Annotated in this window: 16 protein-coding genes and 2 rRNA genes (1 of these 18 cut by a window edge); 9 read left to right on the top strand and 9 right to left on the bottom strand. The window is 73.2% G+C overall.

Annotation, left to right across the window (positions count from 1 at the left end):
* Both WMF29_RS39380 and rrf read left to right on the top strand, forming a co-directional pair.
* Nucleotides 1–288 (top strand): 23S ribosomal RNA (locus WMF29_RS39380) (it extends 2,719 nt beyond the left edge of the window).
* A gap of 149 nt (nucleotides 289–437) precedes the next feature.
* Nucleotides 438–554 (top strand): 5S ribosomal RNA (gene rrf / locus WMF29_RS39375).
* Nucleotides 555–1,049: 495 nt separating this feature from the next.
* On the opposite strand, the gene WMF29_RS39370 is transcribed toward rrf, so the two are convergent.
* From WMF29_RS39370 to WMF29_RS39335, 8 genes are all read right to left on the bottom strand, one after another.
* A complete protein-coding gene (locus tag WMF29_RS39370; protein WP_437325225.1) occupies nucleotides 1,050–1,877 on the bottom strand; it encodes a hypothetical protein in 828 nt (275 codons plus the stop codon).
* Nucleotides 1,878–1,940: 63 nt separating this feature from the next.
* On the bottom strand, nucleotides 1,941–4,604 hold the full coding sequence (locus WMF29_RS39365; protein WP_437325224.1) for an MGH1-like glycoside hydrolase domain-containing protein: 2,664 nt from the start codon (nucleotides 4,602–4,604) through the stop codon (nucleotides 1,941–1,943).
* Between the two features lie 87 nt (nucleotides 4,605–4,691).
* Complete coding sequence (locus WMF29_RS39360) at nucleotides 4,692–5,219, bottom strand: peptidylprolyl isomerase (protein ID WP_437325223.1); 528 nt, start codon at nucleotides 5,217–5,219, stop codon at nucleotides 4,692–4,694.
* Between the two features lie 59 nt (nucleotides 5,220–5,278).
* Nucleotides 5,279–6,547 (bottom strand): hypothetical protein, encoded by a 1,269-nt coding sequence (locus WMF29_RS39355; protein ID WP_437325222.1) that lies wholly within the window; start codon nucleotides 6,545–6,547, stop codon nucleotides 5,279–5,281.
* A gap of 107 nt (nucleotides 6,548–6,654) precedes the next feature.
* Nucleotides 6,655–7,269 (bottom strand): penicillin-binding protein activator LpoB, encoded by a 615-nt coding sequence (locus WMF29_RS39350; protein ID WP_437325221.1) that lies wholly within the window; start codon nucleotides 7,267–7,269, stop codon nucleotides 6,655–6,657.
* Nucleotides 7,270–7,330: 61 nt separating this feature from the next.
* Nucleotides 7,331–8,452 (bottom strand): trypsin-like serine protease, encoded by a 1,122-nt coding sequence (locus WMF29_RS39345; RefSeq protein WP_437325220.1) that lies wholly within the window; start codon nucleotides 8,450–8,452, stop codon nucleotides 7,331–7,333.
* 312 nt (nucleotides 8,453–8,764) lie between these two features.
* On the bottom strand, nucleotides 8,765–11,329 hold the full coding sequence (gene leuS, locus WMF29_RS39340) for a leucine--tRNA ligase (protein ID WP_437325219.1): 2,565 nt from the start codon (nucleotides 11,327–11,329) through the stop codon (nucleotides 8,765–8,767).
* A gap of 720 nt (nucleotides 11,330–12,049) precedes the next feature.
* Nucleotides 12,050–12,571, bottom strand: a complete 522-nt coding sequence (locus WMF29_RS39335; RefSeq protein WP_437325218.1) for a hypothetical protein — start codon at nucleotides 12,569–12,571, stop codon at nucleotides 12,050–12,052.
* Nucleotides 12,572–12,644: 73 nt separating this feature from the next.
* Here WMF29_RS39335 and WMF29_RS39330 point away from each other — a divergent pair, with 73 nt between their 5' ends.
* Both WMF29_RS39330 and WMF29_RS39325 read left to right on the top strand, forming a co-directional pair.
* A complete protein-coding gene (locus WMF29_RS39330; RefSeq protein WP_437325217.1) occupies nucleotides 12,645–13,211 on the top strand; it encodes a hypothetical protein in 567 nt (188 codons plus the stop codon).
* Between the two features lie 83 nt (nucleotides 13,212–13,294).
* Nucleotides 13,295–14,749, top strand: a complete 1,455-nt coding sequence (locus tag WMF29_RS39325; RefSeq protein ID WP_437325216.1) for a UDP-N-acetylmuramoyl-tripeptide--D-alanyl-D-alanine ligase — start codon at nucleotides 13,295–13,297, stop codon at nucleotides 14,747–14,749.
* A 51-nt stretch (nucleotides 14,750–14,800) separates the two neighbouring features.
* On the opposite strand, the gene WMF29_RS39320 is transcribed toward WMF29_RS39325, so the two are convergent.
* Complete coding sequence (locus tag WMF29_RS39320) at nucleotides 14,801–15,412, bottom strand: peptide deformylase (RefSeq protein WP_437325215.1); 612 nt, start codon at nucleotides 15,410–15,412, stop codon at nucleotides 14,801–14,803.
* Nucleotides 15,413–15,543: 131 nt separating this feature from the next.
* Here WMF29_RS39320 and WMF29_RS39315 point away from each other — a divergent pair, with 131 nt between their 5' ends.
* The 5 genes from WMF29_RS39315 (at nucleotide 15,544) to WMF29_RS39295 (ending at nucleotide 23,212) form a co-directional block, all read left to right on the top strand.
* Nucleotides 15,544–18,003, top strand: coding sequence for an MMPL family transporter (locus WMF29_RS39315; RefSeq protein ID WP_437325214.1), 2,460 nt, complete (start codon nucleotides 15,544–15,546; stop codon nucleotides 18,001–18,003).
* Nucleotide 18,004: 1 nt separating this feature from the next.
* On the top strand, nucleotides 18,005–19,414 hold the full coding sequence (locus WMF29_RS39310; RefSeq protein WP_437325213.1) for a hypothetical protein: 1,410 nt from the start codon (nucleotides 18,005–18,007) through the stop codon (nucleotides 19,412–19,414).
* Nucleotides 19,411–20,772, top strand: coding sequence for a hypothetical protein (locus WMF29_RS39305; protein ID WP_437325212.1), 1,362 nt, complete (start codon nucleotides 19,411–19,413; stop codon nucleotides 20,770–20,772). Before WMF29_RS39310 ends, WMF29_RS39305 begins: the two co-directional genes overlap by 4 nt.
* Nucleotides 20,773–21,109: 337 nt before the next feature.
* Nucleotides 21,110–21,532, top strand: coding sequence for an RNA recognition motif domain-containing protein (locus WMF29_RS39300; RefSeq protein WP_437325211.1), 423 nt, complete (start codon nucleotides 21,110–21,112; stop codon nucleotides 21,530–21,532).
* A gap of 369 nt (nucleotides 21,533–21,901) precedes the next feature.
* Nucleotides 21,902–23,212: an MFS transporter gene (locus WMF29_RS39295; RefSeq protein ID WP_437325210.1), complete on the top strand. Its 1,311-nt coding sequence runs from the start codon at nucleotides 21,902–21,904 to the stop codon at nucleotides 23,210–23,212.
* The last annotated feature ends 30 nt before the right edge of the window (nucleotides 23,213–23,242 follow it).

The following is a 23,242-nucleotide window of genomic DNA, read 5'->3' as shown; positions in this document are numbered from 1 at the left end:
TCTGCCGTGGGCGTAGGACACTTGAGAGGAGCTGCCCATAGTACGAGAGGACCTGGGTGGACGTACCTCTGGTGCTCCGGTTGTCCTGCCAAGGGCATAGCCGGGTAGCCATGTACGGAACGGATAACCGCTGAAAGCATCTAAGCGGGAAGCCGGCCTCAAGACTAGGTGTCCCGGGCCGCAAGGCCCCTAAAGACCCCTTGTAGACCACGAGGTTGATAGGCCGGGTGTGGAAGCCGAGCAATCGGCGGAGCTAACCGGTACTAATAGGTCGTGCGGCTTGACCATACTTCTAAGGCAAACATCGAAGCGTCGCGCCCGGAGTTCGGGTGACGAGCAGCGTGACACAGCTGGCCTGGCGTAAACATGGAAAACATGGAACAGAGCACCGCAAGAAGCGGGCTCCGCCGGGTTCCGATTGGACGCACCCACAAGTTTCCGGTGGTGATATCGAGAAGGTCACACCCGATCCCATACCGAACTCGGAAGTTAAGCTTCTTGGAGCCGATGGTACTGCCAGGGCAACCTGGTGGGAGAGTAGGACGCCGCCGGGATTTTCTTCGAACCTGCGCACGGTGAGAGCCGTGCGCAGGTTTTTTTTTGTCCATTGTGCTTCGAGCTCCGGGTGCGCGTTGCGGCGTCCTGGCGGCGTTGAGGCCCGTCGAGGACATCGGCCGCTGCGTGAGGCGCGTTCCGGGCTGATCGGCCCCCGGCGAGGGTGCTCGTCGGGGGCCTACGGTTCGTCAGGACGGCTTCGTTGGGAGCAGGCTGAGATCAGCCCTCGCCACGCCGCCCGACGAGCATCCTCGCCGGGAGCCTACGATTCGTCAGGATGGCTTCGTTGGGAGCAGGCTGAGATATCAGCCCTCGCCACGCCGCGCGACGAGCATCCTCGCCGGGAGCCTACCGTTCGTCAGGATGGCTTCGTTGGGAGCAGGCTGAGACATCAGCCCTCGCCACGCCGCCCGACGAGCACCGTCGCCGGGGGCTACGGTTCGTCAGGACGGCTTCGTTGGGGCGGCGTCGGGATGTATGTGCCGCGAGGGCCGTCAGTGCGGGCGCTCGGCGGCTCGCCTCGGGCCGTAGCTGCGCAGGAGGATGAGGCCCGCAAGGACGGACAGGGCGGCGATCTGGAGAGCGAACGGGATCTTTTGCACCCATTCCTCCTCGTTGATCCCGATCGTGGCCAGGAAGAGGCCGAGCAGGCCGCCCATGGCTTCGCCGGCGCGGCTCACGGATGTCGCCGGGCCGCTGGCGACCGCCTCGTGGGAGAGCGCGTGCAAGAGGAGGCCCGCCACCGCGGAGAGCAACCAGGGCTCGATCGCCTCGAAGTGCTCCACGTCGACAAGCCGCGTCGCGAAGGCGCCAACCACCGTGGCGAGCGCAATGCCCGCGAGCGCAGCGCTCATGGCGCGCTTGCCGTCGGCATCGGCTCTCACCTCGAGGACCTGAATGGCCACCACCATGGCGAGCGGCACCGTGTGCGCAGCGATCACGAGCACGACGGGGAGCGAGAGCTGTCCAACGCGTGAGAGCGACGCCACCGCCGCGCCCTCGCCGAACTGGTGCGCGAGCACCGCGGCATACCCCATCGCGAGCGCCGTCGTCGGCGTCTGGTGACCCCCAGCGTCCCCGAGCACGAGGCGCTCCAGCACCGCCGGCGCCAGGAAGCCAGCCACCGCGGCGAACAACGCGAGCCAGCCGATCTCGCCGATCGCCTCCGGGAGCAGGTGAAGCAGCGCGATCGACGCCGCACCGACGAGGGCGAAGGTCCGCAACGCAGACATCGCGCCCTCACTCCGGTGACGGAACACCGCCGCAATGCCGCCCAGCACGACGGCCAACGCGAGGAGCGAGACGCCGAACGCCAGCGACACAGGCGCCCTCCTAGCACGGATCCGGCTCGAACCGGTGATGAGCCGAACGCTCTGTGGGGTGCGCTACGAACGCGGGGGGTTGTGCCGTTCCGTGCGTAGGATCAGGTCGCCCACGAGGGCAGTCCAGCCGGTCTGGTGCGAGGCGCCGAGCCCAGCGCCGGTGTCGCCGTGGAAGTACTCGAAGAAGAACAGGCGATCTCGGAATCGAGGATCGCGCTGGAAGAGGGGGTGCTCGCCGTAGACAGGGCGGCGCCCCTCGCGGTCACGCTCGAAGATCGCGATCAGCCGGCGCGCGATCTCGTGCGCTCCGTCGCGGAGCGTGCGAGGGCCGTGGCTGCCGAGCGACGGGATCGTGAGCACGTCGCCGAAGCCGTGATCGAGCCGGAGGAGCGAGCGGTAGAGCAAGTAGCCGAGCGGGAACCAGATCGGGCCGCGCCAGTTGGAGTTGCCGCCCTTCATGCGCGTGATCGACTCGCCCGGCTCGTAGCCGACCGTGTACTGGGCATCGCAGGGCTCGAACCCGAGCGAGACGGGCGCGGCCGCGTGCTCCTTGGAGAGCGAGCGCGGGCCGAACGGCGAGAGGAACTTGTCCTCGTCGAACAGGTGCGCGAGCACCCGCTCGAGGCGCCCCGGCGGCACGGCGGAGAGCACCTGGCGGCCGTCCGGACGTACGGTGATCGCCTCGGCCAGCGCGGGGTTCCTGCGGAGGAACCACTCGGTCCTGCGCCGGAAGTTCGCGAGCTTGCCGTAGATCTCCGGGGTGATCACGTGCACCGCGCAGAGCGGGATGAGACCGACGGCCGATCGGATCTTCACGTGCCGCGGCTTCCCTCCGGCAAAGAGGATGTCGAAGTAGAAGCCGTCCTCCTCGGACCAGAGCGGCAGCCGGCCGTCCGCCGTGTGGTGGAGCGCGTGCGCGATCCGCAGGAAGTGCTCGAAGAACTTGCTGGCGAGATCCTCGTACGCGGAGTTGTCGAGCGCGAGCTCCAGCGCGATGCGCATGAGGTCGAGGCAGTACATCGCCATCCACGCCGTGGCGTCCGCCTGCTCCAGGCGCATCCCGGGCGCGAGCCGCTCGCTGCGATCGAAGAGCGAGATGTTGTCGAGGCCGAGGAACCCGCCCTCGAAGACGTTGTGCCCCTCGGCGTCGCGCTTGTTGACCCACCAGGCGAAGTTGATGAGGAGCTTGTGGAACACCCGCTCCAGGAACACCCGATCGCCCTCGCCCCGCTGCTTCCGCTCGATCTTGTAGATCTGGTAGGTCGCCCAGGCATGCACGGGGGGGTTCAGATCCGAGAACTCCCACTCGTAGGCAGGCAGCTGCCCGTTCGGGTGCTGGTACCACTCCTTGACCATCATCTTCAGCTGGGCCTTCGCGAGATCGATGTCGAGCGAGGCCAGCGCGACCGCGTGGAAGGCGAGATCCCAGGCCGCGAACCAGGGGTACTCCCACGCGTCGGGCATGGAGAGGACATCGGCGACGGAGACGTGCCGCCAGTGGGCGTTTCGGCCGCTCAGCCGCTCGGGCGGCGGCGCGTACGCGTCGCCGCGGAGCCAGGTGTCGACGTCGTAGTGGTAGAACTGCATCGTCCAGAACAGCCCCGCCGCCGCCTGACGCTGGATTGCGCGGCGATCGTCGGACAGGGCAGGGCCCTGGACGGCGAGATAGTACTCGTCCGCGTCCCTGCGCCGCGCTTCCAGGAGCTCGTCCGCGCCGTCGAAGGGGCACTCCACCGGCTCGGGCGCGAGCCGGAGCAGGATCCGCCGGCTCTCGCCGGCCGGCACCTCGAGGCGATGCCAGCTCGCCGCCTTCGTGCCGCGACGCTCGGCGTTCACCCGCGCCTCGTCGCCGTGGACGACCCGGTGATGGAACGCGTCCTTGACGTACGGTGTCCGCGAAGGGACGCCATAGAGCCGCTCGCGGTTCGTCTCGTTGTTGGTGAAGAGCAGCTCCGGGCTGCCCTCGATGTACAGGTGATGCGCGCCGTGCTCGGGGTGCGCCGCGCGCAGCATCACATGACCGGGGTCGGTCTCCATGGCCCGGATCTCCGGGACCGGACCCGGAGGCTCGCTCCAGGACCATGTGTTGCGGAACCAGAGGTGCGGGAGCACGTGGATCGGCGCGGCCTCCGGGCCGCGGTTCACCACGGTGATGACCATCAGGATGTCGCTCGGGCTCCGCTTCGCGTACTCGACGAAGACGTCGAAGTAACGATCCCCGTCGAAGGCGCCGAGATCGGGGAGATCGACCTCACCCTCCGAGAGGCCGCGGTCGCGCGCGGCGGCGACGAGCGCCTCGTAGGGGAACGGCCGCTGCGGGTACCGGTAGAGGTAACGCAGGTAGCTGGAGGTCGGCGTCGCGTCCTCGTAGTAGTAGATCTCCTTGACGTCCTCGCCGTGGTTGCCCTCCGGCCCGGTCAGCCCGAAGGCCCGCTCCTTGAGGATCGGATCCCGCTCGTTCCAGACGGCGACGGCGAGACACAAGATCTGGTGTCGGTCGCAGATGCCGCCGAGCCCGTCCTCGTTCCAGCGATAGGCGCGGCTCCGGGCATGGTCGTGAGGGAAGTGCGCCCACGCGTCCCCGTTCGCGCTGTAGTCCTCGCGCACCGTCCCCCAGGCCCGCTCGGAGAGGTAGGGGCCCCAGTGCTTCCAGCGCAGGAGGCGCTCGCGCTCTTCCTCGAGGCGGCGGTGCTCGGCGGTCGGCGCAGCGCGGACGGTCCTCGTCATGCGCGCCACGCTAGGCGACGAAGGCCGAGGCGTCGAGCCCGCGGCCGGCGCGCGGTGAGCTGGAGCGCCGGAGCGCTGGAGCGGGCGCTACTCGGTGCGCTTGATGATGTGGAAGCCGAACGGCGTCTCGACGATCTCGCTCACCTCGCCGATCTTCAACGCGAAGGCGGCGTCGGAGAAGCCCTTCACCATCATGCCGCGCTCGAACACCCCGAGATCCCCGCCGCGCTCGGCGGCGCCCGGCTCGTCGCTGTACTCCGCGACCACCTCCTCGAAGCTCGCCCCGCCGCGGATCTTGAGGAGCGCTTCCTGCGCGCGCGCGCGCGCCTCGGCGCGCGTACGGCGGAGGCCCTCGGGCTTGCTCTTCGAGCCCTCGTGCATGACGAGGAGATGCCGCGCGCCGATCTGCTTGGGCTGACTCGCGATCACCGCGCGCTCCCGCTCGATCGCGGCGTCCTCCTCGGCTGCCCGGATCGGCGCGGAGACCGCGAGGCCGCCGCCGACCCAGGAGGGCGAGGTGGCGAGCGTCCCGCAGGCGGTCGCGCAGAGGAGCGCGAGGGGAGAGCACGCCGAGAGCGCGTGGACCAGCACGGCGCGGAGAGGAGGGCTACGCATCGGCGCGGAGACTGCCGCGGGAGGGGTGCGCCCGCAACCCTTCCGTCCGCGCGCGTCGCTCAGCGGAGCACCATCACCGGGACGAAGGCCCACCCTCCGGCGGCCACGCTCACCCGGGCGCGCCGCGACTCGCCGCGGACGCCGACGACGACGTCGTGCGTGCCCGCGCGGACGCGGGTCCGCGCGATCGCGATGCGCGCGGGGAGCGTCGACCATCCGCGCGTGTCCGGCGTGTCGAGCGCGGTCAGCGTCGCGCTCGTCAGCAGGCCGACGAGCAGGCCCAGCGGCCCGGAGTCCTCCGCAGCAGCCTCGGTGGCGCCCTGCGCGGCCTCGCCGGCCGCGATGCGGGCGAGGGTCCTCGTGATGGCCGACAGGATGACGGTCCCCTCGTTCTTCTTCCAGGCCGCGCGCACCTGCGCCTCGACGTCGAGCGCCTGCTCCATCGGCTGCGAGCGCCCATCCAGCTTCAGCGTCGGAATCGAATAGCCGCCCTTGCCCCGGGCGAGCGTCGGGTAGTTGACCCAGGTCACGAGCCCCTTCGCCGCGAGCTCGCTCGCACGCGCGCGATCCGTCGGGCTGAGGTCGTTGGCAACGAGCGTGAGCGCGAGGCCGATCGGGAGGCGCTGCGGGACCTTCTGCGGGACGCGCCCGAACCCGACGACGACGATGAGCTCGGCCTCGCCGGTCTCGTCGAGGGGCGGCGGCGGGGCCTCACCCTCGATCAACGCAGCGATGCGGGGCGATCTCGGCTCGCCGCGCGTGAGCGCGCGGAGCGGGCGGCGGAGCGACGGATACGACCCGTGGCGGAGGGCGTCGTCGTAGTGGAGGAGCGCCTCGTCACCCTGGCTGCTCTTCTCGAAGGCGAGGCCGGCGAGGTAGCTGCCGAGGCCGAGGAGCGCCGTCTCGCCCTCGTGATCGCGCAGGTATGTCTGCATGACCGCGAGGCGGCGAGCCTCGACCCTGGCCCCGCTGAGGTCGCGCTGGGCCAGGTAGTTCATCATGTTGATGGTGTTGATGAGCAGCTTCTCGTAGGCGGGCGCCTTGTACGGGCCCACGTCGTCCGAGAAGAGGTATTTGCCGAGATCGTGGGCGGCCCCGCGGGACATGTCGAGCAGGTCGATCGACTTGTCCGCGGCCCCCAGATCGCGCGCGGACAGCCGGTAGCTGTCCATGCTGAGGAGGATGTTGCCGCGGTCGAGCAGGAGGAGCGCGTTGTCGCCCCGGAGCGCCGGGAGCTGGGCCGCGGTCTCGACCTCGAGCTGCTCGTTCAGCGCGGCCACCGCCTCGGCGGGAGCGCCGCGATCGAGCGCCTGGAGCGCGGTGCGCACGCGATCTTCATGTCCGCCGCAGGCGGCCTGCCAGAGGCCGAGGAGCAGAGCGAGAGGGGCCAGGGCCGCACGCTTGCGCCCCGCGAGGCCCGCGTGCCGCCGGCGCATCACTCCTGGATGAGCGCCTTGGTGAAGGCCGCCCGGTTCTGCCAGGCCACCGCGCTCGTGGCGACCTCGATGAGCTGCATGAACATGAAGTACTGGACGCGGCGCTCGTCCTCGGTGCGCTCGTCGGCGGTGAAGACCTTGCCGGTGAGGTAGTACTTCGCGCCGAGCTGGCGGCTGTACTCGGCGATGTGGCTCGGATCGAACCCGCCGCCGTGCTGCTTCTCGACCTCCGCGACCATCTGCTGCTGGCGCTCGAGGCTCACCACGGTGACGAGGCTCGCCTTGGCGAGGTACGTCTCGACATCGGACAGGAGCGCCTGAAGCTGGCTGTCGATGTGCTCGCTCGTCTGGTTCGACAGCGGATAGATGGCGAGCGTGGGCCGCGAGCCGTCGTGCGCCCACTCCTTGGCCACCGGAGAGGCCATCAGCGACGTCAGGTTCTCGTGGAGGAGCTGCTCGATGTCGCGCCTGTCGATCCCCGTGCTCATCGCCGCGTCGTCGAGCCCCTCGACCTGATTGCCGCGCACGTAGGTGGGGCCGCAGCCGATGGGAAGCGCGGCGAGCGTGAGCGCCGCGAGCAGCGCGGCCGGACGGATGATGGGCGAAATGGGCATGGACACTCCGCAGGGCAGGACGCCCGCATCCTAGCAGGCGAGGTGTGCGCTGGAGCTTCGATCAGGCGGAAATCGTGCTCTGCGACGCCGCGCGCGCGCCGCGTGCATGCCGCGCGCGGCATGTCAGCAGCGCGGACGTCCTGGCTCGCTTCAGCGCGAGCAGCGCGAGCAGCGCGAGCAGCGCGCGCGCCGCTGGGGCCCCGCTGTCGTCGCCGACGACGGGGCCGTACGCGCACGAGAGCCAGCGCTCGTCGAGCGGCCGGCGCGAGGGCAAGCGCTCCGCGGAGTCCGACGCCGTCGCCCACCAGGGCGGGTCGTAGTCGCCGACGTCAGCGGCGCGCCTCGCCTCGGTGACGATCCAGTCGCGATGGGCGATCAGCCCACCATAGATGGGGTCGGCGCAGCCGGCTGGCCCGCGCGACGTCACGCCGATGATCCGCCCCGCGACGTCGAGCGCCGGTCCGCCCGAGTCGCCGCTGCAGATGCCGTTCTCGCCGCGCCACTCGCCTCCTGTGACGCGCTCCTGCGTTCCACACCCGTACCCCACGCACTCGACGTGGAGCCCATCGCGGCGCCTGCGGACGCCGCCGCCGCGCGATCTGCCCTCCGTGTCGCCGAAGCCCACCGCCGAGTAGACCTCGCTCTCCTCGGGCGGCCGATCGAGGCGAGGCGCGAGCGGCGTGACCTCGCTGCCGCCGAGCGGGGAAGACAGCACGACGAGCGCGATGTCGCGCCCGCAGACGGCGTTGCCGTCGGGCGGGCTGAGCAGCGCGCGCGCGCCGATCCACGGCGTGTCGGCGGCCCACAGGGCCCCGCCGAGCGTGGCGTAGACCTGCGAGGCATCGACCGGCTCACCGAACGTCGCCGTCTTGCAGGCAATGAGCTTGGGAGCCTCCGCGATGCAGTGCTGCGCGGTGAGCACCAGGTTGGGCGCGATCACGGTGCTCGAGCAGGTCCGCGCGACGCGCCCTCGGCGATCGGTGATGAGGAGCCCGGCGATCGCGCGATCTCCAGCGTCTGGATAACCTCCCTTGATCTCCAGCGCGGCCTCGGCCGCGTCCTCCTCGTGCAGGTCAGCTTCGTCCGCGTCTCCAGCGCAGCCCGCCAGCGCGGCGGCGAGGAGGCATCCAGCTCGGGTACGCCATGCGGTGCTGTTCCGGCACACGGCCAGCCGCCATTGCACGGCACCTGCCAGCCTGGGCTGTGCACCGCCGCGCTCCCCGAGGGAGGAGAGGGCTGCTTCCGAGGAGGCTCGACCGCCGGTGGAGCCACGCCGCTGCGCTGTGGTGCGGGATGCGATCAGCGCGCCGGTCGGGCTCATGTACAGCCGAGCGCCCGACCCTGTCGTCAACCGAGCGCAAGGCTTCGATGAGGAGGCGGCGCGGGCGCGCGGCCTCGCGCTCCGGGAGCAGCTTCCTCGCGCCGGTGTCACGCGCGTCCGTTCGCGACGTCGCCGCGCTGCGAGCGCTCGTTCTCTCTCGGCGGCGCCCTAGCGTCAGCCGACCACGATGTTCACGATCTTCCCCGCGACGTAGATGAACTTCTTCAGCTGCTTGCCCGCGGAGAGGGCGGCAACGCTCTCCAGGCCGAGCGCGGCGGCTCGTGCCTCTTCCTCCGATGCCGCCTTCGCCAGCATCACGCGACCGCGGACCTTGCCGTTCACCTGCACCGGGATCTCCAGGACGTCGTCGACGCAGAAGGCCTCGTCGTACGTGGGCCATGGCTCGTAGCTGAGCGAGCGCTCGTGGCCGGTGAGCCGCCACAGCTCCTCCGCGAGGTGCGGCGCGAAGGGGGAGACGAGGAGGATCAGCCGGAGGACCGCCTCGCGCGGCGGCGAAGGCAGCGAGCTCAGGTGATTCACGAAGACCATCATCGCGGAGATGGCGGTGTTGAACGCCATCGCCTCGATGTCGCCGGTCACCTTCTTGATCGTCCTGTGGAGCTGCCGGCTCGTCGCGTCGTCCATCGCGTCCGAGAGCGGCCGCGTGCACGTCGCGAACACGCGGTCCCGGAACCGGACCACCCCCTGGATCTGCGCCGATTGCCACGGCTTCACCGCCTCGAGCGGGCCCATGAACATCTCGTACAGCCGCAGCACGTCGGCGCCGTGGGCCCGCACGATGTCGTCGGGGTTGATCACGTTGCCCCGCGACTTCGACATCTTCTCGTTGTCCTCGCCGAGGATCATCCCCTGGTGGACGAGCTTCGCGAAGGGCTCGGGGTGCTTCACATGCCCGAGGTCGTAGAGCGCCTTGTGCCAGAAGCGCGCGTAGAGGAGGTGCAGCACGCCGTGCTCCGCGCCGCCGACGTAGAGGTCGACGGGCATCCACGCGTCATACGCGGCCTGCGAGAACGGCTCCGCGTCGTTCTGCGGATCGAGGAAGCGAAGGTAGTACCAGCACGAGCCAGCCCACTGCGGCATCGTGTTCGTCTCGCGCGCGTACCACTTGCCGTCCTGCTGAAAGAAGCGCCAGTCGACGGCGCGCGCCAGCGGGCCCGCGGGGTCGTTGCCAGGGCGGAAGTCGGCGAGCGGCGGCAGCTCGATCGGGAGGCTGGCCTCGTCGACCGCGATCGGCTGATCGTAGCGGATCGTGTGCGCGGCGCCCTTCCTGGGATCGCCCTGCGGATCGGCGAGCTCGACGGGGAAGTAGATCGGGATCGGCTCGCCCCAGTAGCGCTGGCGCGAGAAGACCCAGTCGCGCAGCTTGTAGTTCACCTCGCGCTTGCCTCGCCCGAGCGCCTCGAGGCGCGCGATGACCGCGCGCTTGCACTCCTCCGTCGCGAGCCCGTCGAACTCGCCGCTCCGGACCGCGACGCCCGGGTCGACGTAGGCGGCCTCGAGCTGGTCGTGCAGGGTGCCGTCGGGGCTCACGACCTCGACGATGGGCAGCCCGTAGGCGCGGGCGAAGGAGAAGTCGCGCTCGTCGTGCCCTGGCACCGCCATCACGGCGCCGGTGCCGTAGCCGCCGAGCACGTAGTCGGCGACCCAGATCGGCACCTCCACGCCCGTGATGGGGTGGACGGCGACGAGGCCGGTGTCGACGCCGGTCTTCTCCCTCGCCGCCGCGGCGAGCCGCTCGCGATCGCTCTTGCCCGCCGCGGCCGCGACGTACGCGCGCACCGCCTCGCGGCGCTGCTCGGACGCGCCGCTCTCGGCGCTCGTGAGCCATGTCGTGAGCGGGTGCTCGGGCGCGAGCACGACGTAGGTGACGCCCATCAGCGTGTCGGGGCGGGTCGTGAACACGCTCAGCGAGCCCTTGCCCCATCCCTTGACCTCGAACGTGATGAGCGCCCCCTCCGAGCGGCCGATCCAGGAGCGCTGCATCGCCACCGTCCCTTCAGGCCAGTCGAGGAGGCGGAGATCCTCCGCCAGGCGGTCGGCGTAGGCGGTGATGCGGAGCATCCATTGCCTGAGCGGCGTCCGGTAGACCGGGTGCGAGCCGCGCTCGCTCTTGCCGTCGATCACCTCCTCGTTCGCAAGGACGGTCCCGAGCGCCGGGCACCAGTTGACGCTCACCTCGTCCTGGTACGCGAGCCCGTTCTTGAAGAGCTGGAGGAAGATCCACTGCGTCCAGCGCACGTAGCGCGGATCGGTCGTGGAGAGCTCTCGCGACCAGTCGTAGCTGAAGCCCAGCATCTTGAGCTGGCGCTTGAAGGTCGCGATGTTCCGCGCCGTCGTGTCGGCCGGGTGCGTGCCGGTCTCGAGGGCGTGCTGCTCCGCCGGCAACCCGAAGGCGTCCCAGCCCATGACGTGCAGCACGTCGATCCCGCGCATGCGGAAGTAGCGGGACATGATGTCGGTCGCCGTGTACCCCTCGGGGTGGCCGACGTGCAGCCCCGCCCCCGACGGATAGGGGAACATGTCGAGCACGTAGCGCTTCGCGCGGGCGGGGTCCGCGCTGCGGACGGCGCGGAAGGTCTCGCCTTCCTCCCACGCGCGCTGCCAGCGCGGCTCGACGGCGGCGTGATCGTAGCGCGCGGGCTCACGCGGCTCGTTGGGAGAAGGTTCGGTGGAGGCGCGGGGGTCCATCGTCTCGGCGGACATATCGCGACGTGCCATAGCACTGCGCTGCCGCGGTCGACAGCCGCCCCGCGGCGGCAGAAGCCCGCGCCCGGCGGGAGCGGCATGCCCGTCCGCGGCGCGCCGCGGCCATGTCGAGAGTTCCCGAGAAGCGTGGACAGCGCCTCGGTCCGAGCTCTGCCGTCGGAGACGCCCGCGCCCGAGAGGGTCGACCGCGCGGGTGGCTCCGCCGCGCGCGCCGGAGCCACCCGCGCGCGCCGGAGCGGCGTGCGTGCCCCCTGCGCGCCGCTGGCGCTGGCGGAGGAGCGCGCGCCTCGTGAGCGCCTCGGTGGCGGGACGAGCTCGCTCTTCTCCGAGCCGACCGGAGGCGCGCACCCCTGGCGTCGCTGTCCTGCGTCCGCGACGGGCGGTGTCGTCCCGTGAGGCGCGCGTGGCGCCAGCGCTGACGAGCGGCAGCGCCTCGCGGGGACGGGGCGACGCGTCAGAAGAATGGCCGCACGCCGAGACTTGGGGGTAGATTGAGGGCGCTGTTCCGCTTCAGTGTGAGGCGGAGGGGTCGCGTGGGCGGTCCCTCCGAGGCGCGCGGATGACCGACAAACACGTTCCATGGGGAGCCCCCGAGAGTGAGAGGGCGGCGCAGCCAGGCCGGCCGCTCCCGTCGGCGCACGGCTCGGGGAGCCCTTTCCGGCCGCTGCCCGTGCCGCCGCTGATGGCGCCCGGTGCCCTGCGCCCGCTCGCCGCACAGTACGCGCTGAGCCCTCATCTACAGCAGCAGAGCCCGCCCGCGTTCTCGATGCCGATGCCGTCGGTGCCCGCGTATTCGAGGCCGGCATTGTCGGCGCCCGCGTTCTCGGGGTCAGCTCCCGCCGGGTACACCCAGCCGCCCACGGCGAGCGTCTCGGCGCGCGGAGGGACCCTTCCGCCCGGGCTCGTCTCGCAGCAGGACGTGCTCTCGGCCAGCGGCGTCTTTTCTCCGAACGCGCTCCCGTTCATCACGGCGCCGCCGCAGTCGGATCCGGTGCCTCCGAGCCAGCCGGCCTTCCAGCCGGCGCCGATCACGGACCGGATGGGCGCGAGCGCGGCGCAGCCGCCCGCGCCGGCAGCGCCGCCCGGGTTCGCGAGCCCTGGCTTCGGTGCCGCCGCGCCCGCCGCGCCAGAGGCCGCGCGCGCGCCGATGCCCTCGCCGCACGCCGGCCAGCCGCCCGCGCCTGCAGCGCCGCCCGGGTTCGCGGGCCCTGGCTTCGGCGCCGCCGCGCCCGCTACGCCAGAGGCCGCGCGCACGCCGCTGCCCTCGCTGCACGCGGGGATGTCGGCTCAGGGCGGGCCGCCATCGGCCGCTGCGCCAGCGTCGGCGATGAGCGCAGCTCCCGGCGCGGCGGCGCACGGCGCGCCCCAGGGGGCCGGCGGGTGGGACGGCGCGGCGGCGCACGGCGCGCCGCCGGCGGCAGGCGGGTGGGACGGCGCGGCGGCGCACGGCGCGCCGCCGGCGGCAGGCGGGTGGGATGGCGCGGCCATGCCGCCGGCCGAGAGCCCGTGGGCCACCACGTCGGCGCGCCTCGAGATGCCGGCGCTCCCGTCGACCTTCGTGCAGGAGCGCCCGGAACCGCAGAAGCCACCCGCCGCCGTCACGCCGCGGCGGCGGGAGGGGGGCAGGACGCTCATCATCGTGCTCAGCGTGATCCTGGCGGTGGCCTTGCTGGCGCTCGTCGGGATCACGCTGTGGCAGAGCATGCGCGGCGGAGGACCGATCGCGATCGACTACAAGGAGCCGCCGCCCACGGCCACCGAGGCGTCGCCAGGGCCCACCGTGAGCGTGACAGCGGCCCCCAGCGCGCCCGCCGCGCCCCGCCCGGCCGCGCGCCCGCGGCCGAAGGGCGACGACATCTACGACGAGGTCGACAAGGAAAAGACCCGGCGCTGAGACGTCGCGACGCCGCGCAGACGGGGCGCGCCGCAGGCGATTCGTTGGCCCCGCGCCCTGTTCCGTGCTGGTGATCGCCCGCGATGGCGACGCCGATCCCGCACAACCTTGCCCCCTTCTCCCTCGACGAGCTGGCGCGCGCGACCGGCGGGCGCGTGCTGAGGAGCGGGCCGGACGCGCGGGGCATCTCGACCGACAGCCGGACGATCGCGCCCGGAGCGGCGTTCGTCGCGCTCACCGGCGAGAGCTTCGATGGCCACAGGTTCCTCGACGCCGCCGCGCAGCGCGGGGCGGCCGCGTTCATCGTCTCCCGCGAGGTGGCCCTGCCGCCCGGAGGAGGCGCGGTGCTCGTGGACGACGGCCTCGCGGCGCTCGGGGCGCTGGCCAGAGCGCACCGCGAGCGATGGCGGAGGGGCGCCCACGCCGACGGGCCGCGGGCGATCGTCGCGATCGGCGGCTCGGCCGGCAAGACGACGACGACGCGGACCATCGCGGCGCTGCTCGCGGGGGTGGGCCGCGGCGAGGTGCACGCGACGGCGGGCAACCTGAACAACGCCATCGGGCTGCCGATGACGCTGCTCGGGCTCGAGGACCGCCATCGCTTCGCGGTCGTCGAGATCGGCACGAACCAGCGCGGCGAGGTCGCGGCCCTCGCGCGGATCGCGGGGCCGGACCTCGCCGTGCTGACGTCCATCGGCGTCGAGCACACCGAGGGGCTCGGCACGCTGGAAGACGTCGCCGCCGAGGAGGGTGATCTGCTGGCCGCCTTGCCGGCCGAGGGCGTGGCCCTCGGCAACGGCGACGACGCGAAGGTGGTCGAGCAGCTCGAGCGCGCCGGCGCCGCGCGGCGGATCACCTACGGCTTCGGGGAGCGCGCGCGGATCCGGATCGCGGGGAGGCGGCCGGTCGGGGTGCGCGGCACCTCGGTGCGGATCGAGCGGGGAGGCGAGGCGCTGGAGCTCGTCGTCCCGCTGCTCGGCGAGGCGGGGGCGCTGGCGGCGGCCGCGGCCGTCGCCGTCGTGGAAGAGGCGGTCGGCGAGCCGCTCTCGACCGAGCGGGCGGCCCGCGCCGCCGCAGGGCTCGCGCCGCCAGGGGACGGGCGGCTGTCCGTCCGCGAGCTGCCGGACGGCACCGTGGTCATCGATGACAGCTACAACGCCAACCCGCTGTCGATGCGATCGTCCCTCAGGACGGCCGTCGAGGTGGCCGAGGCGCTCGGGAAGCGGCTGGTCCTGCTGCTCGGCGAGATGCGCGAGCTGGGCGCGCTCGCGGCGGCGGAGCACGACGCGCTCGGCGAGCAGGTCGGCGCCGTGCGCCCCGCCGCGCTGATCGCCGTCGGCGGCGAGGCGGCGCGGATCGCGCGCGCCGCCGAGGCTGCCGGCGTGCGGGCGTGGTTCGCGGGAGACGCGGACGCCGCCGCGGCCCGAGCGCAGGAGATCGTCGAGCGCGGCGATCTGGTGCTCGTGAAGGGCTCGCGCGGGATCAGGATGGAACGGATCGTGGAAGCCCTCGTCGCCAGCTCATCACCCTCGCCGTGAGCGCGCGTCCGCCGGTCGAGCGCGTTCGCCTCCCGGCGCGCCGGACCGCGGTCACGCGTCGAGCGCGGCCCGCGCCTCGGCGACGGACAGGCTGAGCAAGAGCTTCGCCTCCTCGTTGCTGCAGAAGGAGCGCGTGACCATGCGATCGACGTACAGCGTGCCGCGGAGGTGATCGACCTCGTGCTGGAGGATCCGCGCGGGCCAGCCCGTCGCTTCCCACCGGACCTCCTTGCCGTCCTCGTCCACGCCGCTCACCTCGACCGACAGATCTCGCTCGACCAGCGCCATGTAACCCGGGACGCTCAGGCAGCCCTCGAAGAACGTCGCCCGCCCCGCGCCTGCCGCGTCCGGGAGCGACGGCGCGAGGACCCTCAGCGTCGGGTTGATGACGACCCTGAGCGGGAAGGGCACGCGGCCGCGCTCGGCGCGCTGGCCCGGCGTGAGGCGGGACATGAGCTCCTCGCTGTCTTCGAGCACGATCACCTGCTGGCCGACGCCGATCTGCGGCGCCGCCAGCCCCACGCCGGGCGCCTTGCGCATGACGGAGACCATCGTCGACACGAGGTGCTTGAGCCGCTTCGTCCCGATCTCTTCGGGCGGGACGGGCGCGGCGGGCTTCCGCAGGACGGCTCTGCCTGCGAGGACGATCGGGGGGAGCTCCATGCTGCCGGGATGAAACGGCGCCCTCGCGAGCGCAAGCGTTGTGAGCTCGAGAGCATGGTCCGTGTGTGGGGCCTCGCGGCGAGGCGAGCGTGAGGGTAGAGGAGCGGCGCCGGGCTCGGCTCCGGGTTTCCATGGCAGCACCCCCTTCGCCTCCTTCGGCTCGCGCGGACGCCCTCCGCCGGCCGCTCCGCCTCGTCGTCGTCGTCGCCCTGGCGGCGCTGACGCTCGCCGCCTTCGCCGCCGTGACGCTGCGGCTACAGCTCGAGCCGAACGTCGCCTCGCTCCTGCCGGAGCGCGGGGACGCCGCGGCGCTGCGCCGGTACGTGCGCGGGTTCGGGGGCGGCGACCTCGGCGTCGTGATGGTCAAGGGCGACGACCCCGACGAGAACGCGGCCGTGGCCGCGGAGATCGCGCGGGCCCTCGCGGCGCGCCCGACCGTGCAGCGCGCCGCCGATCGGATCGACGTCTCGCGCTCGCTCGATCCGTGGGTCGCGTTCCGGCACGCGGACGCGCGCGTGCGAGAGCGCCTCGCCGCCGCGCTCTCGCCCGAGGGGATGCGGGAGCGCCTCGCCGAGACGCGCGCCATGCTGCTCGCGCCGGGCGGCGGCGCCGCGGCCGAGACGATCGCGGCCGACCCGCTGCGCCTCTCGCAGCTCGTCTTCGAGTCCGCGGACATCGGATCCGGGGTGCGCACGCAGGCGGACGGCGCCTTCGCTTCGGACGACGGCAAGGTGCACCTCGTCCTTGTGCAGCCGGCGGGGCAGGCGCTCCGCGGCGCCGACGCGCGGGCGTTCGTCGCGGACGCGAACGCCGTCCTCGGTCCTATGCGCGCGGCGCACCCGGGGCTCACGCTCGGGCTCACCGGCGGGCACGCCATCGCCGCGGCGACCGAGGCGATGCTCACGCGCGATCTCGCGATCTCGGGGTCGCTCTCGATGCTGCTCGCCTCCGTCGTCTTCGCGCTGCTCTTCCGCCGCCTGCGCGCCCTGGCCGCGGTGATGCCGCCGCTCGTGCTCGGGACCCTCTGGACCGCGGGGCTCGCCACGGCGCTCCCGGGCGGGCTCAGCGCGATCGCCGTCGCCTTCATGTCGGTGGTCGTCGGCGTCGGCGTCGACACCGGCGTCCACGTGTACGCCGCGCTGCTCGAGGCGCGGCGCGAGGGCCTCGATCCGGAGGCGGCCGGGCGCGCAGCGAGGGCGCGGACCTCCCGCGCCGTGCTCATCGCCGCCGTCACGGCGGGGGCGGCGTTCGGGGCCCTCGCGCTGTCGGACATCAACGCGCTCCGGCAGCTCGGGCTCCTGTGCGCCGCGGGCGAGGTCCTGACGGCGATCGCCATCGTCCTCGTGACGCCGACCGTGGGCGCGTGGCTCGAGCGGGGGACCCCGCCGCGCGACCCGCCGGCGCGCTGGCCCGACGTCCTTTACCGGCTCACCCGTACGCGGGGCCGCGCGCTCGCGCTCGCGGGGCTCGCGGCGCTCCCCATCGCGGCCGTCGCCCTCGGCGCCTCCCCGCCGCTCGCGGAGGCCATCGTCGCGATCCGGCCGGCCGAGCTCGAGCCGCTCAAGGTACAGCAGGAGATCTTCGAGGCGTTCGGCGGACGGCGAGGGCAGTGGGTGGTGCTCGTCGCGGACGGCGACCAGGAGCGCGCCCGCGCGCGCGGCGACCGGATCGCGGAGCGCCTCGCCTCGATGAAGGCCGACGTGGAGGCCGTCGACGCGCTCACCGCGCTCGCCCCCGCCGCCCCGACGCAGGCCGAGCGCTTCGCCGCGCGCGACGCGCTCGATCTGCCCGCCAAGGCCGACGAGCTCGAGCGCGCGCTCCGCGACACGGGCTTCGCGCCCGAGCGCTTCTCGTCGGTGCTCGACGGGATGCGCGCGCCGCCCCGGCAGGAGGTGGCGCTCTCCGATCTCGAGCGCGGCCCCGCGTCCATCCTGCTCTCGCGCTACCTCGGGGCGGACGGGGGCGAGGCGCTCGTCGCGCTGTACGTGAGGCCCCGCGAGGCCGCCTCGGTCGAGCGGATCGAGCGCGCGCTCCGCGAGGAGGATCCGCGCGCCATGCTCACCGGCTACAGCCGGCTCGAGGCGTCGCTGCGCGAGACGCTCGCGCACGACATGCCGCGGATCGCGCTCGTCGCGGGCGCGCTCGTGCTGCTGGCGCTCTCGGCTTCGCTCCGCAGCGCGCGCGACATCGCGCTGGCCGCGCTCGTCGTCGCCTCGGAGATCTCCCTCGTCCTCCTGCTGATCCGGGTGCTCGGCATCCCCCTGCACGCGTACGACGCGCTCGTCATCCCGGTGCTGCTCGGGATCACGGTGGACGAGGGGATGTTCCTTCTCCACCGCGCCCGCGAGATCGAGGCGGCGGGCGGCGGCGACGCCGTGATCCGCGAGATGCTGCGCCGCGAGGGGCCGGCGATCGCCGCCACGGCGCTGACCACGGCCGCGGGCTTCTCCGCGCTCGCGTTCTGCGGCTTCGACGGCCTCCGCGACCTGGGCCGGGTCGGCGCGCTGGGCAGCGCGGTCGGCCTCGTCGTCGCGCTCCTCGTGGTGCCGGCGGGGCTGCGGCTCTGGCCCCGGGCCCACGGACGCGCGTAACATGTCGCCGTTGTCGCCCCGGGGCCTCCTCCTTGTCGCTCTCCTCGCGCTCGCGCGTCCGGCTGCCGCGCAGCCGTCTCCTCCGCCCGCTGCGCCGCCGCCTCCTGCCGCGCCGGCGCCGAGGCCGCCGCGCTCGGCCGTGGCGCGCGCCGTCGACGCGCTCGTGCGCTCGCTCGACGCCGTGGGCGGCCGCGCGCTCGTGGCCGCCGCGCCGCTGGTCTCCGACGCGCCGGCGCCGCGCGGCGCCCAGCTCGTGGCCACGCTCGCCGCCCAGGTCGCCGGCAAGCTCGGCGCCGGCGTGCGCGCGCAGAAGGATCCGATCCCGCTGCCGCTCGCGCGCGAGGCGGCGCGCGACGACGCGGCGCTCGTCCACCTCGTCGTCGAGATCGCGGCGGGAAAGCTGCGCGTCACCGCGGACGTGTACCCGGTGCCGCGCACCGTCTGGGCGCGCATCCGCGATCCGGAGCCGGGGCCGATCGCCCACGCCTACGCCGAGGCGCCCCTCGACGCGGAGATCCGCAGCTTCCTCGCGCCGATCCCGCTCGTCGCCGCCAGGGTCGACCGCGCGAAGAACTTCGAGGGCGACGTGGTCGCGCTCGCGTGCGGCGATCTCGACGCCGACGGGGCGCTCGAGCTCCTGAGCGTGAGCCGCCGGCGCGTGACGACGCTCCGCCTCCGCGGCGGCCGGGTCGTGCCGCTCGCGTCGCGCTCGTGGCCCGACGTGGTCGCCGTGCACCCGGCGCCGCTCCGCGAGCCGCTCGCGTTCGCCACGCTCGTCGAGCGCGCGAGGGACGGCGAGCTCCTGCCTCCGTTCGCCGACATCGGGCTCACCGACCGCGCGCGCAGCGTCCGCTTCGACGGCGAGCTGAAGGCGCTCGCCGAGCTCCCGGGGCTGGCGATCCCGGACGCGGGCGGCTCGGCCTGCACGACGACGTGGGGGCCGCTCCTCACGGGCCCGCTCGGGCCGTGCGCCCCGGCCGATCCTCCGCCAGCGACCGCGGCGCTCTCCGGCCGGTACGACGCGCTCGCGTCGGCGCAGCTCCTGTCCGCGCAGGGCGAGCCCTTCGCGGTCTGGGCGACGCGCGAGCGCGGCGCGGTCGAGCTCCGGGACAGCGCGGGCCGTCGCAAGGTCGTGGGCAGCGCCGGGGCGCAGCTCGCGATCGGCGATCTCGATCAGGATGGAGAGCCCGAGCTGCTCGCCAGCCTCGACGTCCTCGATCCGCTCGAGGACGCCGTCGTGGTCTGGTCGTGGCGGCGCCGGGAAGGCGGCCCGGCCCGCGCGGCTCCCGAGGAGATCCTGCGCTTGCCGGCGCCGGCGGGGGTGCGCGCCCTCGCGGTCTGTCCGCCCGACGGGGCCGGGCGCGCCCCGTTCGCCGTCGCGACGGCGGACGAGATCTGGGTGGTGCGGTGAGCCGATCGCTCCCGCGCCGCGCCTTCCTCGGCGGCGCCGGCGCGCTGCTCGGCGCGGCCGCCCTCCCGGAGGGCGCGCGTGCGATGGGGCGCACCCCGCTCGGCGGCCGCCTCTCGATGCACCTCCCGTGGCCGACGAGCTCGCTCGACCCGCACGAACTGAGCGATCCCGCCGCGGCGCTGTTCGCGCCGGCGATCGCCGACAGCCTCTACGGGCTCGACGCGTCCGGGAACCCGTACCCGACGCTCGCGTCCGCGCTGCCGTCGCGCGAAGGGGACGGCGCGGTCGTGCGCCTGCGCGAGGGGCTGCGCACCGCGCGCCTGCTCAAGCTCGACGGCCGCGACGTCGTGAGCTCCGTCGAGCGCGCCCGCGCTCGCGGCGCCGCCGCGGCGCTCGCCGACATCCCGAGGCCCGAGCGGCACCCGAGGGATCCGCTCGCCGCGGTGTTCCCGCGCGCGGATCCCGCCCGCGTCGCCCGCGCGCTCGCGTCGCCGATGGTCGCGCTCCTGCCGCGCGCCTTCGACCCCGCGGCGCCGGATGGCACCGGCGCGTTCCGGGCCGACGTCGGCCCAGGGCAGATCACGCTGACGCGCAACGACGTCGCCGCGCGCGGCGCTGCGTTCCTCGACGCGATCGAGGTGATCCGCTCCGAGGACCTGACGACCTCGCTGCGCGCGTTCGAGACCGAGCGCGACGACCTCGGCTGGCTCGGCGCCGGCCTCCACACGAACCGCCGCGGCGCCGTCCGCTTCGATCTGGGCGTCGCCGGGTGGATCGTGCTCACGACGGGCCCCGACGCCGGGCTCTTCGGTCAGCCTGGCGTCGCGCAGCGGCTGGTCGACGCGCTGCCGCCCGAGCGCCTGGCGCACCTCGGACTCGTCGGCCTCCCGAGGGCGCACGGCGATCCCGCGTGGGGAGGGCCCCCGGCGCCGCTGCTCGTGGACGAGTCTGCCGCCCACCTCGTCGAGGTCGCCGAGGCGGTCGCGCCGATCCTCTCGCGGCCCGGGCACGAGGTCACCGCGGAGCCGGTGGCTCGGGCGGAGCTCGGGCGCCGCCGCGCCCGCGGGAAGGCGACGCTCGCGATCGAGCTGGTGCGCCCGCTCGGCCCGGGGCCCCTCGGCGCGCTGCTCGCCCTAGCGACCGCCGACGATCGCAGCCGCGCCCTCGATCTTGCCCGTCACCCGCCCCGCCTCGCGCCCGGCGCCGCCCCGCGCTCGCTCACCGCGACGCTGCGCCTCGGCGTGATCGCCGAGGTCCGGATCGCGGGCGGCGTGCTGCCGGACGTCGCGCTCGCGCGCGCCGCCGGCGGAGAGGGGTGGGATCTCGGCGCCACCTTCCGCCGCCCTGCGAGGCGCTGATGTGTGCCTACCCGCGTGGAAGCGAGCGCGACCGCGCGGCAGCTGTTCGGGACGTCCGGGGGGAGCCTCGCGGCGACGGGGGCCGCTTCGAGCGCTTGCGCGGTGGGGACATTTGGTTACTATCGGCTGGTCACGAACGTCACTGGCACTCGACACGACGCTTCTCTTCTCGGGGATCGCGGATTGATCGCGGACTGGACGACGCAACGTGTGGCGCATCGGGGGCTCCTCCCCAGCGCCGCCCCCCCTCGATCCCCCACGGCTCCATCGGGGCGGCAGGGCACTGTTCGGCACCGAAGCTGACGCATCTCGCAGAGCCGTGAAGTGAATCAGTGTCATGGGTACTCGCCTCTACGTTGGTAATCTCCCCTTCTCCGCCACCAAGGCCTCCGTGCAGGCCGCGTTCGCTCAGAGCGGCGAGGTGACGGATGTGCACATCGTGACCGACCGCGAGAGTGGCCAGTCGCGCGGCTTCGGGTTCGTCACGATGGGCACGCCTGAGCAGGCCCAGCAAGCGATCGAGAACATGAACGGCGCCATGATGGACGGCCGTCCGCTTCGCGTGAACGAGGCGGAGGAGCGGGTCCAGCGCGGCGGCGGCGGTGGCGGCGGCGGTTACGGCGGCGGTGGTGGCGGCGGCTACGGCGGCGGCGGCGGCGGCGGTGGCCGCGGCGGCCGTGGCGGTGGCGGCGGCGGTTACGGCGGCGGCGGTGGTGGTGGCCGCGGTGGCCGCGGTGGCCGCGGCGGCGATCGGTACTAAGCCGAGATAGGCCGACGTTTCAGCGGCGGCGCCTCTCCCCAGAGGCGCCGCCGTTCTCGTTTGTGCGCTGCTCTTTGCGGCGACCTGCGCGAGCTGCGCGAGTGGCCCGGTGAGCTCGCGTGCGTCATGCCCGCCGGTCGCGCGCTCGCCGGTCGCGCGCTCCTGGAAGTCCTGCAGCGCCGACGACGAAGAAGATCGTCATCAGCCTGCCCATCCCGCGCGTACGGTCGGGCGCGCCACGGCGATCGAGAAGCGGCAATGAAGGCTGCTCCGCGCTTCCGGAGCGCGGAGCTTGCTCCTTTGCCTGGCGGGCGTCAGAGAGCGGCACGCTGCCCGCCCCTCGCGCTCGGGGCGGGCCGCTCACAGCCGATGCCACCTCCCATCCCTTCAGAGCACAGGCCGTCGCCGCGGGCGATCTCGCTTTACTACTTCGGTATCTTCGCCGTCCTCGGCGTGTACCTGCCGCTGTTCCCGAGCTGGCTGGAGGCGCGCGGGATCCGCGGTCTCGCGATGGGGGCGATCGCGGCGACGCTCCCCGCGATGGGCCTCGTCGCGCCGCCGGTGTTCGGCTTGATCGCCGACGCGCTCGGCGTGCGGGTGTGGCTGCTCCGGGCAGCCTGCGCCGGCGCCTTCGTCGTGTTCGCGCTGCTCGCGCTGTCGTCGGCGCTCGGCGTGTCGCTCGGCTTCGGCGGCCTCTTCGTTGCGGCGCTCGCGTTCGCGTTCTTTCGATCGCCGATGTTCATGATGGCCGACGTCGTCGCGGTGGAGGCGTCGGCGAGCTCCGGCATCGCTTACGGCAGGCTCAGGCTCTGGGGCTCGATCAGCTTTGCGCTGATGGCGATCGCCAGCGGAGCCCTCGTCGATCCGGCGCAGCCGGCCGCGTTTCCCAGCACGATCGCGGCCTCCCTGTTGATCGCGTTCGCCATCTCGTGGGCCCTTCCGGCGCGCGGCGAGGCGCCCTTCCGTCGGTCCGCGCTGCGCGACGGAGCGGCCGACGCCGCCGGCGCTGCGCGCGCTCCGGCCGCCGAAGGCTCCGTGCGGCAGCGCGCCCGTGCTCTCCTCCAGAGCCACGATTTCCGCCTGTTCCTCGCGGCGTCGTTCCTGGCTCAGAGCGCCACCTCTTCGTACGACCTCTGTTACACGCTGCACCTGCGCGACATCGGTTTCCCCGAGTCGCTCGTGGGGGTCGCGTGGGCCGTCGGCGTCGCCGGCGAGATCGCGCTCATGGCGTTCTCCGGCCCCCTGCTCAAGCGGTTCGCTCCGCCCACGGTGCTCGCGTTCGCCTTCGCAGGCGCCTCGCTCCGCTGGGCGCTGCTGTCGTATGTGCGCTTCTGGCCTGCCCTGCTGGCCATCCAGCCGCTCCACGCGATCTCGTTCGGCATGATGTGGGTCGCGTCGCTGGCCTACACGCGGGATCGCTCCCCGCCTCAGATCCTCGCCACGGCGCAAGGGCTCTTTACTGCCAGCGCTGGCGCTGGATCCGTCGTCGGGATGCTCGTCTGGGGTGAGCTCTACAAGCACGGGGGCGGCACCCTCACTTTCGGGGTCGCCTCGATCACGGCGTTGATAGCGTTCGTCCTGGCTGTGACCTTCGCGCGATCAACGCGCCCAACGCGACCGACGCGGCGTTCACCGTCAGGGGGCTCGATTTTCTCTGTCAGCTCCCGGTGCCAGGAGTAACGTTCCATTTTCCGCCGCACGCGTGGGCGC

The organism is Sorangium sp. So ce381, assembly GCF_051473845.1.
GTDB classification, from domain to species: domain Bacteria; phylum Myxococcota_A; class Polyangia; order Polyangiales; family Polyangiaceae; genus Sorangium; species Sorangium atrum.
The sequence above is the reverse complement of the archived record's forward strand: the minus strand, read 5'-3'. Positions and strand labels throughout refer to the sequence as shown.

Bases quoted from the DNA above. Each gene is read 5' to 3' on its own strand.
- WMF29_RS39325 (WP_437325216.1), top strand. From the start codon at position 13,295: ATGGCGACGCCGATCCCGCACAACCTTGCCCCCTTCTCCCTCGACGAG.
- WMF29_RS39295 (WP_437325210.1), top strand. From the start codon at position 21,902: ATGCCACCTCCCATCCCTTCAGAGCACAGGCCGTCGCCGCGGGCGATC.
- WMF29_RS39365 (WP_437325224.1), bottom strand. From the start codon at position 4,604: ATGACGAGGACCGTCCGCGCTGCGCCGACCGCCGAGCACCGCCGCCTC.
- WMF29_RS39330 (WP_437325217.1), top strand. From the start codon at position 12,645: ATGAGCGCAGCTCCCGGCGCGGCGGCGCACGGCGCGCCCCAGGGGGCC.
- WMF29_RS39310 (WP_437325213.1), top strand. From the start codon at position 18,005: ATGTCGCCGTTGTCGCCCCGGGGCCTCCTCCTTGTCGCTCTCCTCGCG.
- leuS (WP_437325219.1), bottom strand. From the start codon at position 11,329: ATGGCACGTCGCGATATGTCCGCCGAGACGATGGACCCCCGCGCCTCC.
- WMF29_RS39300 (WP_437325211.1), top strand. From the start codon at position 21,110: ATGGGTACTCGCCTCTACGTTGGTAATCTCCCCTTCTCCGCCACCAAG.
- WMF29_RS39320 (WP_437325215.1), bottom strand. From the start codon at position 15,412: ATGGAGCTCCCCCCGATCGTCCTCGCAGGCAGAGCCGTCCTGCGGAAG.
- WMF29_RS39350 (WP_437325221.1), bottom strand. From the start codon at position 7,269: ATGCCCATTTCGCCCATCATCCGTCCGGCCGCGCTGCTCGCGGCGCTC.
- WMF29_RS39315 (WP_437325214.1), top strand. From the start codon at position 15,544: ATGGCAGCACCCCCTTCGCCTCCTTCGGCTCGCGCGGACGCCCTCCGC.
- WMF29_RS39360 (WP_437325223.1), bottom strand. From the start codon at position 5,219: ATGCGTAGCCCTCCTCTCCGCGCCGTGCTGGTCCACGCGCTCTCGGCG.